The following is a 12937-nucleotide window of genomic DNA, read 5'->3' as shown; positions in this document are numbered from 1 at the left end:
CGGCGCTACGGCAGCGGTGATTGCGTCGTGAACAACACCGTCGCGATCGCGACGGAAAGGGTCACCGCCGATACGGTCGCCACGGTCGACAGCACCCCCATTCGCCGCAGCGCGATGGCGAACACGATGATGATGGGGGTCGCGGTTATCAGCCCGATTTGTGCATCGCTCATTGCATCGCTCGCCATTTTGCGGAACCGCCGGATGCATCCACCCTATGACGGTGAGGCGGGCGGGACGTTGCGATAGCGCAAACCCGCCTCTGGCCAGTTGCACTATTTGTCCGGCGACAAAGTTGGAATCGCGCCGGTGGGATATCTGTTCGGCGTCTTGATGCGGAAGTCAGATGTCGGCAACGGATTGCGAACAACAGGGAACCGGCTGGGGAATCCTGGAAGATCTTCCCGGTGATCCCATGATCTGGGTGCTGATCTTCAGCGAGCTCGCCGCCTTCGGCCTGTTCCTTGGCGCTTTCGTCATCGCGCGCGCGCTTCACCCGGCGGTCTTCGCGGCCGGTCAGGCCAGTCTCGATGCGCAGCTGGCCGGAATCAACACCATCGTGCTCGTGACCAGCGGCTGGGCTGCCGCGCGCGGGGCGGCTGCTGCACGGGCGGGCGAAAGCCGGCGTGCGCGCGGCTGGCTGTTCGGCGCCATGGCGCTTGGCGTCGTCTTCATCGCGGTCAAGCTGTTCGAATATGCCGGCGAGATCGCGTTAGGAAACGGCTTGGAGACCAGCCCGTTCTTCACGCTGTACTTCCTCCTCACCGGCTTCCATCTCCTGCATGTCGGCCTCGGCATCGTGATTCTGGCCGTAGTGTCCCGGGGTGCCCGAGCGGCGGGCGTCGAGACCGGAGCGGCTTTCTGGCACATGGTCGACCTGCTCTGGATCGTCATGTTTCCCATCATCTATCTGGTGCACCCGTGATTCCGGATCGTCTCGACATCACCTGGATCGTGTTGATCGGCCTTGCGCTCGCGACCATTCTGGTCCCGCCGCTGGTGTCGCGTGCCTTGTTCGCCAATGCCCTGCTGCTGACGTTCGCCGCCCTCAAGGGTCGCCGTATCGTGCTCGATTTCCTCGATCTTCGCTCAGCGCCGGCGCTTTGGCGCGGCATCGTCAGCGCCTGGGTCTTCATCGTGGTGCTGTTTGCCTGGCTCGCATCGGCCGTCGTTGCCTTGATCTGACTGGCGGTTGCGCATCGTCGCGCTGCTTGCGCTTCGTCAAAGAGTGCCCCCTGGCAATCGGCAATAAATCGCAGGATCGCATCTTCCTCAGGAATCAAACGGAAAGGATTGGCAATGGCTGAACGCCTGACCAAGTCGGCCGCTCGAAATGTCTTCTACGGCGGTTCGGCCTTCTTCTTCGCCATTTTCATAGGGCTGACGGCGCACAGCCATTACTACATGGCCACGACCTCGACCGACGCGAAGACGCTGACGTCGTCGGTCGCCCGCGGCAAGCATGTGTGGGAGAAGAACTCCTGCATCAACTGCCACACGCTGCTGGGCGAGGGCGCCTATTTCGCCCCAGAGGTCGGCAACGTCTGGGATCGCTGGGGCGGCAACGAGGATCCGGCCGCCGCGCGCGAGACGCTGAAGGCCTGGATGCAATCGCAGCCCTCGGGCGCGGAGGGCCGGCGGCAGATGCCGCAGTTCAACCTGACCGACCAGGAACTCAACGATCTCGCTGACTTCCTGCAATGGACCAGCACGATCAAGCGCCAGAGCTGGCCGCCGAACAAGGCGGGCTGAGCACAGCTTTCCTCTTTCAAGACAGAGAGAACCCGAGATGAAGTACCAAACCCAGAAAGTCGCGATGCTGTATTTCTACGGCGCGCTGACCCTGTTCCTGGCCCAGGTCGTGTTCGGCCTGCTCGCCGGGACCATCTACGTCCTACCCAATACGCTGTCGACGCTGCTGCCATTCAACATCGTCAGGATGATCCACACCAACGCGCTGATCGTGTGGTCGCTGATCGGCTTCATGGGCGCGACCTACTATCTGCTCCCGGAAGAGACCGAGAATGAGCTCTATAGCCCGCTGCTGGCGAAGATCCAGTTCTGGATGTTCTTCGGCGCAGCCGGCGTCGCCGTGGTCGGCTATCTCTTCCACTACCACGAGGGCCGTGAGTTCCTCGAACAGCCCTTCATCATCAAGGTCGGCATCGTCGTCGTCTGCCTGATGTTCCTGTTCAACGTCACGATGACGGCGCTGAAGGGCCGCAAGACCACGGTCACCAACATCCTGTTGTTCGGCTTGTGGGGCGTTGCGATCTTCTTCCTGTTCGCCTTCTACAACCCGGCGAACCTTGCCGTCGACAAGATGTACTGGTGGTACGTCGTCCATCTCTGGGTCGAGGGCGTCTGGGAGCTGATCATGGCCTCCGTGCTCGCCTATCTCATGATCAAGCTCAACGGCATCGATCGTGAGGTCGTCGAGAAGTGGCTCTACGTCATCATCGGCCTTGCCCTGTTCTCCGGCATTCTCGGCACCGGCCATCACTTCTACTGGATCGGCGCGCCCGGTTACTGGCAGTGGATCGGCTCGCTGTTCTCCACGCTCGAAGTCGCGCCGTTCTTCACCATGGTGATCTTCACCGTGCAGATGACCTGGAAGGCGGGCCGCAAGCATCCGAACCGCGCTGCGCTGTTGTGGTCGGTCGGCTGCTCGGTGATGGCGTTCCTAGGGGCCGGCGTCTGGGGCTTCCTGCACACGCTGTCCTCGGTGAACTACTACACCCACGGCACCCAGGTCACCGCCGCGCACGGCCATCTCGCCTTCTTCGGCGCCTATGTGATGCTGAACCTGTCGGTGATGGCCTATGCGATCCCGCAGATCAAGGGACGTGCGCCCTACAATCAGTGGCTCTCCATGACGAGCTTCTGGATCATGTGCACGGCCATGATGACCATGACCTTCGCGCTGACCTTTGCCGGCGTGGTCCAGGTCCATCTCCAGCGCGTGCTCGGCCAGGGCTACATGGACGTGCAGGACCAGCTCGCGATGTTCTACTGGGTCCGGCTCGGCTCCGGCGTGTTCGTCGCGATCTCCGCGCTGATGTTCGTGTGGGCCGTGCTGGTGCCGGGCCGCGAGAAGCAGGCGATCATTCCCGCCGTGCTGCAGCCGGCCGAGTAAACGAGAAAGGGCGGCCGCGGTTCGCCGCGGCCGCCTGCTTCCTGGAAAATCCGGAGAGACATCATGAAAGCTGCCCTTCACACGGTAACCTCGGCGCCCGAGCTGCCGGCCTATGTTCCATCCGGAAACGAATGCGAGCTTTTCGAGCATGCCTGGCGGCGTCGTCTGCCGGTTCTGCTCAAGGGGCCGACCGGCTGCGGCAAGACCCGCTTCGTCGCGCATATGGCGGCGCGGTTGGGCCTGCCGCTTCACACGGTTGCCTGTCACGACGATCTCACCGCCGCCGATCTCACCGGCCGCTATTTGCTCAGGGGCGGGGACACCGTGTGGACCGATGGTCCGCTGACGCGCGCCGTGCGCGAGGGCGGCATCTGCTATCTCGACGAGGTCGTGGAAGCCCGCAAGGACGTCACAGTAGTGCTGCATCCCCTGACCGACGACCGCCGTATCCTGCCCCTGGAGCGGACCGGCGAGGAGCTGGTGGCGCCGAACAGCTTCATGCTCGTGGTCTCTTACAACCCCGGCTACCAGACGCTGCTGAAGGCGCTGAAGCCATCGACGCGGCAGCGCTTCATCGCCATCGAATTCGGCTTCCTGCCGCCTGAGCAGGAGATCGCCGTCGTGTCCGCCGAAAGCGGACTGTCGCCGGAGCGCGTGCGGCCGCTGGTGGGGCTGGCTGGCCGGCTGCGCGCGCTCAAGGGCCACGATCTGGAAGAGGGTGTCTCGACCCGGCTCGTGGTCTATTGCGCGACCCTGATTGCCGCGGGCACGCCGATTGCCGATGCCGTGCTGGCCGGCATGATCGAACCGCTGACCGACGATTCCGACGTGAAGGCTGCCCTGCTGGACGTCGCACGCGCCGTCGTCGGGTGAGGCCGCGCCCATGCTCGACTTCCTCGAACTGGAGGAGACGGTCGGCCGCGCCTGGCACAGGATGGTCGGCGGCACCGCGAGCTATCCGGTTCACGATGATCACGCCGTTGCACTGACCGAGGTGAGAGGCCGGCTCGCGGTGATGTTCCGCGCGCTTGGCGGCGAGACCGGGGTTCAGATCGCAAGCGCGGGCGCGCGAAAATCGGGGCACCGTCTCGGTTGGCGGCAGCGCATCGGCCTCGGTGACGAGCGCCTTGAGCAGCCGGGTCGCGATGCCGCGACCATCTTCCTGCCCGATCGAATCTCGATCTTTCCCGACCGCGCGTTGAACGCGGCGCTCTATCGCTGGCTTGCGGCATGGTTCGCAGTCGCACCGATCGAGACGATCACGGAAGCCGATCCGCTGCGGCGGGATCTTCTGGTGTTGCGCCGGGCAAGTGAGACGGCGGTCTGGGTGCTCACGCAATTCCCCGGGCTTGTCGCCGATTACGCCCAGCTCGCCGCGGCAACCGCCGAGGCCCGGCCTCGTCGCCCCTTGCCACGCATCGAGCAGGAGGTCGAGCAGATCGTCTTGGCCTTGCTCGGCGCCGGAAAGGCGCCTGCGGGCAGACTGTGGCCGGCGATGATGGGAACGGGCCCGCTGCCGGACAAGGCGCCGCCGGGCTATCATTCGATCCTGCCGTGCCCGCTCTGGGGGGATTGCTGGACGCGCGAGCTCTCGCCCGCACATGCCGGCGAGGACGAGTGCGCGCCGGGCGCCGAGCCCGAGGCCCAGGACAATCGCAAGCGCTTTGCCGTCCGCGAGCGCGAGGACAATGCCAATCGCCGCGATCCTTTCGTGCTTAACCGCTTCGAGAAGATCCTCGCGATGGCCGAGATGGTCAATGTCGACCGTCCGGCCGACGACAGTGAGGACGAGGATGCGCAGAAAGCGGCCGACGATCTCGAGGAGATCACGCTCAGCCGCCGCACCGGCAAGCCGGCGAGCCGGTTCAAGTTCGACCTCGACCTGCCGCCGGAAGCCCTCGATGCATCGCGGCTGAACGCGGGCCTCACCTATCCCGAATGGGATTACCGCAGCGGCTCCTATCTGCCCGATCATTGCCGCGTGCTGGCCGGTGCGGCCTCCGAGCACGGTGAGAGCTGGACGCCTGACGACGCCATGCGCCGGCACATCCGCCAGGTGCGCCGCCGCTTCGAGGTGTTGCGGCCGCGCCATGAATTGATGCGCGCTCAGGCCGACGGACACGACCTCGATCTCGACGCGCTGGTACGTGCGCGGTGCGACCTCCGCGCCGGCAGCGGCGGCAGCGGTCTTGATCGCATTCACGTCGCGATGCGCCCGCAAGGGCACGATCTCGCGGTCACGCTGCTCGTCGACGTCTCGCTGTCCACGGATGCCTGGGTCGACGGCTATCGCGTGCTCGACGTCGAGAAGGAGGCGCTGCTGGCGCTCGCCCACGGGATTTCGGCCTGCGGCGATCACCACAGCATCCTCACCTTCACGTCGCGCCGGCGGTCCTGGGTGCGGCTCGAGACGGTCAAGGCCTTCGGCGAGCCGATGAGCGGGACGGTCGAGCGCCGCATCGGCGCGCTGAAGCCCGGCTATTACACGCGGATCGGCGCGGCGGTGCGCCACGCCGCGGCCGAGCTCGCCCGCCAGCCGCAGCGCAAGAAGCTGCTGCTCGTCCTCACCGATGGCAAGCCGAACGATGTCGACCATTACGAGGGCCGCTTCGCGCTCGAAGACACCCGCAAGTCGGTGCAGGAGGCGCGCCGGCTCGGCATCGCCGCCTTCGGCGTCACGGTGGACGCAACCGCGCAATCCTATTTCCCGACCCTGTTCGGCCGTGGCGGCTATGCCATCGTCGGGAACATCAAGCGGCTACCCGCGGCGCTGCCGGCGATCTACCGGCAGGTCGCGCACTAATCCGGTCGCGCACTCATCCGGCGCGCCCCGCGGCGCCCGGTCCTCCGGTGAACTATTGCTCATAGCGTGAGTATATGATCGTATGGCCGGATGGACCGCGGCCAGCCAAGACCCGATCTGATCATCTTCGATTGCGACGGCGTGCTCGTCGACAGCGAGCTGTTGAGCTGCCGATGCCTGTCCGAGGTGCTGGCCGAGTTCGGCATCGCGCTCAGCCAGGAGCAGGCGCTCGAGCTCTTTCTCGGGCGCAGCACCAAGGCGATCGAGCAGCATTATCGCGATCTCGGGCAGATCGTGCCCGACGGCTTTCTGCCGCGCCTGAAGTCGCAAGTGCTGTCGACGTTCGCAGCTTCGCTTGAGCCGATTCCCGGCATTGCCGGCGTGACGTCCGACCTGTCCGTGCCGTTTTGCGTGGCCTCGTCCAGCGACCTCGACCGCGTCGCGCTCTCCCTCGACGTCACAGGCCTGCGGGCGCATTTCGGCGAGCGGCTCTACACCGCGCAGATGGTCCGGCATGGCAAGCCGGCGCCCGACCTCTTTCTCCTCGCGGCAGAAAAGATGAGAGTGCAACCTGCGCGCACGCTGGTGATCGAGGACAGCGTCAGCGGCGTCAAGGCCGGCAAGGCGGCCGGCATGACCGTCTGGGGATTTGTCGGCGGCAGCCATTACCGCGGACGCGACGGGCGGGCTATATTGTCCGAGGCGGGGGCCGATCGGGTCTTCGCGCGCATGAGCGATTTCTGGGAGGCGTGAGGCCCGCATGGCCGCCGAGAACGACAAGTCGCGACTCGACGACGCCGCGCGCGCCGGCTGGCTGTATTTCATCGCCGGTCACACCCAGGACGAGATCGCAAAGATGCTGCAGGTCTCGCGCGCCTCGGCGCAGCGGCTGGTGTCGCTGTGCCTTGCCGAGCGCCTCATCACCTTCCGGCTCGAACATCCCATCGCCGCCTGCATGGAGCTTGCGGCGCGCCTGAAGGAGCGTTTCGACCTTGCTCATTGCGAGGTGGTGCCCGCTGATCCCGCCGCGCCGCAGGCCACTGCAGGCATCGCCGAACGCTGCGCCAATCTGCTCGATGCGACGCTGCGTTCGGAGACGCCGGTGATCGTCGCGCTCGGCACCGGCCGTGCGGTGCGCGCCGCGGTCGAGCGCGTCACGCCGATCGACAGGCCCAACCATCAGATCGTCTCGCTGGTCGGCACCATCTCCGCGGACGGTTCGGCGAGCTTTTACGACACCGTCGGCCGACTCGCAGACCGCACGGGAGCGCGGCACTATCCGATGCCGCTGCCGTTCCTGATGTCGTCCGAGGACGAGCGCAACAAGATGGTCCGCATCGAGCCGATCGCCAAGGTGAAGGCGGTCGCGGCCAAGGCGGACTTGCGCCTCGTCGGCATCGGCCAGATGGACCAGAAGGCGCAGGTGCATGTCGACGGTTTCGTCACTCGCGACGAATTGTTCGAGATGATGCGGCTGGGTGCCATCGGCGAGATCACCGGTTGGGCCTATGATTCCAAGGGCCGCCTGCTCAAGGCCGGCACCAACAAGCGCCTCACCAGCATCCCGCCGGAAGTGCCGGCGAAGACCACGACCATCGCCGCCGCGGTCGGTGCCGCCAAGGTGCCGGCGATCGCGGCGGCGCTGAACGGCGGGCTGATCAACGGGCTGATTACCGACGAGACGACGGCAAGGGCGATTTTGGAGCGGTAGGCGGGCTAGCGCGACTGCGGGTCTCGGCTCCCTCTCCCGCTTGCGGGAGAGGGTCTCTCCGCTCGCAATATTCCCCTAGAGGAAAAAGCCCTCACCCGTATCGCATCTGGCGATGCGATACGACCTCTCCCGCAAGCGGGAGAGGTGGAGCAAGCCGCGCCACCGGTTTCCATTCACTCCACCCACTCCCGCACCGCAGCACTCATAAGTTGCGCAAACGGCTTCGCGCCTGCTTGACAATCCTCCTCCCTTGCGTTGAACATACGCCCAACGCGTGGGCATATGCTCAAAACGCGAGTTTGAGGGAGGTCACCGTGAAACATGTCTTGGGCGCCGTCTGCGGCGCGTCTGTTCTGTTGTTGGCCGTCCCCGCGATGGCCGAAACGACCCTGACGATCGCGACCGTCAACAATGGCGACATGATCCGCATGCAGGGGCTGACGGCCGAGTTCACCAAGAAGTACCCGGATATCGCCGTGAAGTGGGTGACGTTGGAGGAGAACGTGCTGCGTCAGCGCGTCACCACCGACATCGCCACCAAGGGCGGTCAGTTCGACGTGCTCACCATCGGCACCTATGAGGTGCCGATCTGGGCCAAGAAGGGCTGGCTGGTGCCGCTCGCCAATCTCGGCGCCGACTACGACGTCGCCGACCTCTTGCCCAGGATCAAGGACGCGGTCACCGCCGACGGCAAGCTCTATGCCGCGCCGTTCTACGGCGAGAGCTCGATGGTGATGTATCGCACCGATCTGTTCGAGAAGGCCGGCCTGAAGATGCCGGAGAAGCCGACCTGGGATTTCGTGGTCGATGCCGCCAAGAAGCTCACCGACAAGAGCGCCGGCACCTATGGCATTTGCCTGCGCGGCAAGGCCGGCTGGGGCGAGAACATGGCGTTTCTCTCCGCGATGGCCAATTCCTACGGCGCGCGCTGGTTCGATGAGAAGTGGGAGCCGCAGTTCAACACGCCGGAATGGAAGACGACGCTCACGACCTACGTCAATCTGATGAAGGAAGCCGGCCCTCCCGGCGCAAGCTCCAACGGCTTCAACGAGAATCTGGCGCTGTTCAACGCCGGCAAATGCGCGATGTGGATCGACGCCACGGTGGCGGCGTCCTTCGTCACCAATCCGAAGGATTCCAAGGTCGCCGACAAGGTCGGCTTTGCGCTCGCGCCCAACACCGGGCTCGGCAAGAACGCCAACTGGCTGTGGGCCTGGAATCTCGCGATCCCCGCCGGCTCCAAGAAGATGGAAGCCGCCGAGAAGTTCATCGCCTGGGCGACGAGCAAGGACTACACCAAGCTCGTGGCATCGAAGGAGGGCTGGGCCAACGTGCCGCCGGGCACGCGGACCTCGCTTTACAAGAACGATGAATATCTGAAGGTCGCCCCGTTCGCCAAGCTGACGCTGGCCTCGATCGACGCGGCCGATCCGAACAAGCCGACGGTGAAGCCGGTGCCTTATGTCGGCGTGCAATACGCTGCGATCCCCGAATTCCAGGGCATCGGCACCCAGGTCGGCCAGCAATTCTCCGCCGCGCTTGCGGGCTCGATGACGGTCGATGCCGCGCTGACTGCCGCGCAGTCCGCGACCGAGCGCGAGATGAAGCGCGCCGGCTACATCAAGTGAACCCGAGCTCTTCCTCCTGAGCTCAGACTTGCGGCCATCCAGGGTCATGGATGGCCGCCTTCTTCCCGCCAGCGGAGAAGCGTTGATGGCAACCCGGCAGACGCAGACTCTTGCGCGCTCGCTCCTGACGCCGGCCGTCGGGCTGCTGTTCATCTGGATGATCGTCCCGCTGGCGCTGACGATCTATTTCTCGACGCTGCATTACAGCCTGCTCGATCCCGGCTCGGAATCATTCGTCGGGCTGGAGAACTTCCGCTACTTCCTCACCGATCCCGCCTTCCTGGCCTCGCTCCAGAACACGCTGGTGCTGGTCGGCTCGGTGCTGGCGTTGACGATCCTGCTCGGCATTCCCCTGGCGCTTTTGATGGACCAACCGGTCATCGGCCGCAATTTCGTGCGGCTGATGGTGATCGCGCCGTTCTTCGTGATGCCGACGGTGAGCGCGCTGGTCTGGAAGAACCTGCTGATGCATCCGGTGTCCGGTCTGTTCGCCTGGCTCGCCTCGCTGTTCCATCTGACGCCGATCGACTGGTTCAACGATTTGCCGCTGTTTGCCGTCATCCTGATCGTGACGTGGCAGTGGCTGCCCTTCGCGACGCTGATCCTGCTCACCGCGCTGCAGTCGCTCGACGAGGAGCAGAAGGAGGCCGCCGAGATGGACGGCGCCAGCGCCGTCTCGACCTTCATCTACATCACGCTGCCGCACTTGGCGCGGCCCATCACCGTGGTGATCCTGATCGAGACGATCTTCCTGCTCACGGTCTTTGCGGAAATTTATGTCACCACGGGCGGTGGCCCGGGACTGTCAACCACCAACATCGCTTTCCTGATCTATTCGCAGGCGCTGATCCAGTTCGACGTCGGCAGCGCCTCCGCGGGCGGCCTCGTCGCGGTGGTGATCGCCAATGTCGTCGCCTTCTTCCTCGTCCGCATCGTCGGCCGCAATCTGGAGGCTTGAAGCATGGCACGGATGGCGACGACGCGGCGGGTGGTGGTCTCGACGGCGGTAGCCTGGCTGTTCGGCTTCCTGATCTTCTTCCCGATTCTCTGGATGGTGCTGGCGAGCTTCAAGACCGAGCTGGAGGCCTTCGCCATCCCGCCATCCTTTCTGTTCTTCCACTGGACTACCGAAAACTATGCGACCGTGCAGGAGCGCAGCGACTATTTCCACCACGCCATGAACTCGGTCATCATCGCAGGCGGCTCGACGCTGATTGCGCTTCTGATCGCGATCCCGGCGGCCTGGTCGATGGCGTTCTCGCCGACCAAGCGCACCAAGGACATCCTGCTCTGGATGCTCTCGACCAAGATGATGCCGCCGGTCGGCGTGCTGGTGCCGATCTACCTGATCTACAAGACCTTCGGCCTGCTCGATTCCCGCATCGGCCTCGTCTTCATCCTGTGTCTCGGAAACTTGCCGATCGTGATCTGGATGCTGTTCACCTATTTCAAGGAGATCCCGCGCGACATCCTTGAAGCCGCGCGCATGGACGGCGCCACCATCGGCCGCGAGCTCGTCTACGTGCTGACGCCGATGGCGATCCCGGGGCTGGCTTCCACCATGCTGCTCAATCTGATCCTCGCCTGGAACGAGGCGTTCTGGACGCTCAACCTGTCCACCTCGAACGCGGCGCCCCTCACCACGTTCATCGCCTCCTATTCGAGCCCGGAAGGGCTGTTCTGGGCAAAGCTGTCGGCGGCCTCGACGCTGGCGATCGCGCCCATTCTCGTCCTCGGTTGGTTCAGCCAGAAGCAGCTCGTGCGCGGGCTCACCTTCGGCGCGGTGAAGTAGAGGGGCTGCCGGATCATGGGTCAGATCACACTTCAGGACGTGCAGAAATCCTTCGGCCCCGTGCACATCATCAAGGGCGCCGATCTCGAGATTGCCGATGGCTCCTTCGTGGTGTTTGTCGGTCCGTCCGGCTGCGGCAAGACCACGCTCTTGCGGCTGATCGCCGGACTCGAAGACGTCTCTGGCGGCAAGATCCTGATCGACGGCAAGAACGTCGTCGATACGCCGCCCGCCAAGCGCGGGCTGTCGATGGTGTTCCAGTCCTACGCGCTGTATCCGCATATGAGCGTGCGCGGCAATATCGGTTTCGGCCTGAAGATGGCGGGCCTCGCCAAGGACGAGATCAACCGCAAGGTCGAGGCCGCCGCCGCAACGCTTAACCTTACGCCCTATCTCGATCGCAAGCCGCGCGAGCTCTCCGGCGGCCAGCGCCAGCGCGTCGCGATTGGCCGCGCCATCGTGCGCGAGCCCAAGGCGTTCCTGTTCGACGAGCCCCTGTCCAACCTCGATGCGGCGCTGCGCGTGCAGATGCGAATCGAGGTGACGCGGCTGCAGAAGCAGCTCGGCACCACCGCGATCTACGTCACCCACGACCAGGTCGAGGCCATGACGATGGCCGACAAGATCGTCGTGCTCAACGGCGGCAAGATCGAGCAATATGGCTCGCCCCTGGAGCTCTACGAGCGGCCGGCCAATCTCTTCGTCGCCGGCTTCATAGGTTCGCCCAAGATGAATTTCGTCACGGGCGAGCTCGCGTTGCAACGTGGTGCTGCCACCATCGGCGTCCGGCCGGAGCATCTCAAGATCGACCGCGATGGCACCGGAGGCTGGCAGGGGACCATCGCGGTGGCCGAACATCTTGGCAGCGACACATTCCTCTATGTCGATGCCGGCCCGCTCGGGATGCTGACCGCACGCTATATCGGTGAATTGAGCCTGCATGCCGGCGACCATGTGTCGCTGGTGCCGGACCCCGCGCGCATTCATCGCTTCGACTCGAGCGGCAACGCGCTTCGGAACTGACAAGAAAACGGCAAGAAACGGAAAGATCACCATGTACCTGGAAAAATTCAAGCTGAACGGCAAGACCGCGTTCATCACCGGCGGCGGGCAGGGCATCGGCCTTGGTTGCGCGGAAGCGCTGGCCGAAGCCGGCGCCAGGGTCATCATCGGCGACCGCGACAGCAAGGTCGCCGACAGCGCCAAGGCCACCCTGAAGGCGAAGGGCTTTGACGTGGAGACCGCGATCATGGACGTGACCGACACCAAGCGCGTGGCGGAGGTCGCGAACGACCTCTTCGCCCGCCATGGCAAGGTCGACATCCTCGTCAACAATGCCGGCATCGCCCGCAGCGAAACCCCGGCGGAGACCGTGACCGACGAGCACTGGCTCAACGTCATCGACGTCAATCTCAACGGCACCTTCTGGTGCTGCCGCGAGTTCGGCAAGCACATGCTGAAGGCGAAAAGCGGCGCCATCGTCAATGTCGGCTCGATGTCCGGCTTCATCGTCAACAAGCCGCAGGAGCAGTGCTTCTACAATGCCTCCAAGGCGGGGGTGCATCATTTGACCAAATCGCTGGCCGCCGAATGGGGCGCGCGCGGCATCCGCGTCAATGCGGTGGCGCCGACCTATATCGAGACGCCGCTCAACGCTTTCGTGAAGAGTAACGCCAAAATGTACGACGCCTGGATCGGCGGAACCCCGATGGCGCGGATGGGGCAGGTCGAGGAGATCGCCTCGGTCGTGCTGTTCCTCTCGTCGGAGGCCGCGAGCCTGATGACCGGCAGCATCGTGCTGGTGGATGGCGGCTATACTTGCTGGTAGGCTCACCGTCAAAGCTGACGGAAAGCGACCGGGAGCGAC

14 protein-coding genes are annotated in these 12937 nt (G+C 64.6%); 13 read left to right on the top strand and 1 reads right to left on the bottom strand.

Features of this window, described 5'->3' with window-relative positions; all coding sequences use genetic code 11:
* Window positions 1–5: 5 nt before the first annotated feature.
* Complete coding sequence (locus tag GDN70_RS35180; RefSeq protein ID WP_085967637.1) at window positions 6–173, bottom strand: hypothetical protein; 168 nt, start codon at window positions 171–173, stop codon at window positions 6–8.
* 173 nt (window positions 174–346) lie between these two features.
* Between GDN70_RS35180 and GDN70_RS26145 the strand changes: the two genes are divergently transcribed.
* From GDN70_RS26145 to GDN70_RS26085, 13 genes are all read left to right on the top strand, one after another.
* A complete protein-coding gene (locus tag GDN70_RS26145) occupies window positions 347–925 on the top strand; it encodes a cytochrome c oxidase subunit 3 family protein (RefSeq protein ID WP_097668722.1) in 579 nt (192 codons plus the stop codon).
* Window positions 925–1185 carry a cytochrome C oxidase subunit IV family protein gene (locus GDN70_RS26140; protein ID WP_028142402.1) on the top strand — a complete coding sequence of 87 codons (261 nt, stop codon included), beginning with the start codon at window positions 925–927 and terminating at the stop codon, window positions 1183–1185. Before GDN70_RS26145 ends, GDN70_RS26140 begins: the two co-directional genes overlap by 1 nt.
* 114 nt (window positions 1186–1299) lie before the next feature.
* Window positions 1300–1752, top strand: a complete 453-nt coding sequence (locus GDN70_RS26135; RefSeq protein ID WP_018315916.1) for a cytochrome c — start codon at window positions 1300–1302, stop codon at window positions 1750–1752.
* Window positions 1753–1789: 37 nt separating this feature from the next.
* The gene (locus tag GDN70_RS26130; RefSeq protein ID WP_038970565.1) at window positions 1790–3136 is read left to right on the top strand and encodes a cbb3-type cytochrome c oxidase subunit I; all 1347 of its coding nucleotides are present in this window, start codon (window positions 1790–1792) and stop codon (window positions 3134–3136) included.
* A gap of 63 nt (window positions 3137–3199) precedes the next feature.
* Complete coding sequence (locus tag GDN70_RS26125; protein ID WP_152103235.1) at window positions 3200–4009, top strand: CbbQ/NirQ/NorQ/GpvN family protein; 810 nt, start codon at window positions 3200–3202, stop codon at window positions 4007–4009.
* Window positions 4010–4019: 10 nt separating this feature from the next.
* On the top strand, window positions 4020–5939 hold the full coding sequence (locus tag GDN70_RS26120) for a nitric oxide reductase activation protein NorD (protein WP_038970563.1): 1920 nt from the start codon (window positions 4020–4022) through the stop codon (window positions 5937–5939).
* A 90-nt stretch (window positions 5940–6029) separates the two neighbouring features.
* Complete coding sequence (locus GDN70_RS26115; RefSeq protein WP_152103234.1) at window positions 6030–6692, top strand: HAD family hydrolase; 663 nt, start codon at window positions 6030–6032, stop codon at window positions 6690–6692.
* Window positions 6693–6699: 7 nt separating this feature from the next.
* Entirely contained in the window at window positions 6700–7650 is a 951-nt protein-coding gene (locus GDN70_RS26110; RefSeq protein ID WP_028142407.1) for a sugar-binding transcriptional regulator, read from the top strand.
* A gap of 314 nt (window positions 7651–7964) precedes the next feature.
* Complete coding sequence (locus tag GDN70_RS26105; protein ID WP_152103233.1) at window positions 7965–9278, top strand: sugar ABC transporter substrate-binding protein; 1314 nt, start codon at window positions 7965–7967, stop codon at window positions 9276–9278.
* Between the two features lie 85 nt (window positions 9279–9363).
* On the top strand, window positions 9364–10236 hold the full coding sequence (locus GDN70_RS26100; protein WP_038947890.1) for a carbohydrate ABC transporter permease: 873 nt from the start codon (window positions 9364–9366) through the stop codon (window positions 10234–10236).
* A gap of 3 nt (window positions 10237–10239) precedes the next feature.
* Window positions 10240–11070 (top strand): carbohydrate ABC transporter permease, encoded by an 831-nt coding sequence (locus GDN70_RS26095; protein ID WP_028142410.1) that lies wholly within the window; start codon window positions 10240–10242, stop codon window positions 11068–11070.
* A gap of 15 nt (window positions 11071–11085) precedes the next feature.
* Complete coding sequence (locus GDN70_RS26090) at window positions 11086–12093, top strand: ABC transporter ATP-binding protein (protein WP_038947891.1); 1008 nt, start codon at window positions 11086–11088, stop codon at window positions 12091–12093.
* Window positions 12094–12124: 31 nt separating this feature from the next.
* Complete coding sequence (locus GDN70_RS26085) at window positions 12125–12898, top strand: SDR family NAD(P)-dependent oxidoreductase (protein WP_028142412.1); 774 nt, start codon at window positions 12125–12127, stop codon at window positions 12896–12898.
* Window positions 12899–12937 lie beyond the last annotated feature (39 nt).

The sequence above is a fragment of the Bradyrhizobium sp. TM102 genome, assembly GCF_009176685.1.
Taxonomy (GTDB): Bacteria; Pseudomonadota; Alphaproteobacteria; order Rhizobiales; family Xanthobacteraceae; genus Bradyrhizobium; species Bradyrhizobium ottawaense.
The sequence above is the reverse complement of the archived record's forward strand: the minus strand, read 5'-3'. Positions and strand labels throughout refer to the sequence as shown.

Coding starts and splice junctions, on each gene's coding strand:
- GDN70_RS26135 (WP_018315916.1), top strand. CDS start 1,300: ATGGCTGAACGCCTGACCAAGTCGGCCGCTCGAAATGTCTTCTACGGC.
- GDN70_RS26110 (WP_028142407.1), top strand. CDS start 6,700: ATGGCCGCCGAGAACGACAAGTCGCGACTCGACGACGCCGCGCGCGCC.
- GDN70_RS26130 (WP_038970565.1), top strand. CDS start 1,790: ATGAAGTACCAAACCCAGAAAGTCGCGATGCTGTATTTCTACGGCGCG.
- GDN70_RS26145 (WP_097668722.1), top strand. CDS start 347: ATGTCGGCAACGGATTGCGAACAACAGGGAACCGGCTGGGGAATCCTG.
- GDN70_RS26115 (WP_152103234.1), top strand. CDS start 6,030: ATGGACCGCGGCCAGCCAAGACCCGATCTGATCATCTTCGATTGCGAC.
- GDN70_RS26090 (WP_038947891.1), top strand. CDS start 11,086: ATGGGTCAGATCACACTTCAGGACGTGCAGAAATCCTTCGGCCCCGTG.
- GDN70_RS26095 (WP_028142410.1), top strand. CDS start 10,240: ATGGCACGGATGGCGACGACGCGGCGGGTGGTGGTCTCGACGGCGGTA.
- GDN70_RS26120 (WP_038970563.1), top strand. CDS start 4,020: ATGCTCGACTTCCTCGAACTGGAGGAGACGGTCGGCCGCGCCTGGCAC.
- GDN70_RS26125 (WP_152103235.1), top strand. CDS start 3,200: ATGAAAGCTGCCCTTCACACGGTAACCTCGGCGCCCGAGCTGCCGGCC.
- GDN70_RS26100 (WP_038947890.1), top strand. CDS start 9,364: ATGGCAACCCGGCAGACGCAGACTCTTGCGCGCTCGCTCCTGACGCCG.
- GDN70_RS26085 (WP_028142412.1), top strand. CDS start 12,125: ATGTACCTGGAAAAATTCAAGCTGAACGGCAAGACCGCGTTCATCACC.
- GDN70_RS35180 (WP_085967637.1), bottom strand. CDS start 173: ATGAGCGATGCACAAATCGGGCTGATAACCGCGACCCCCATCATCATC.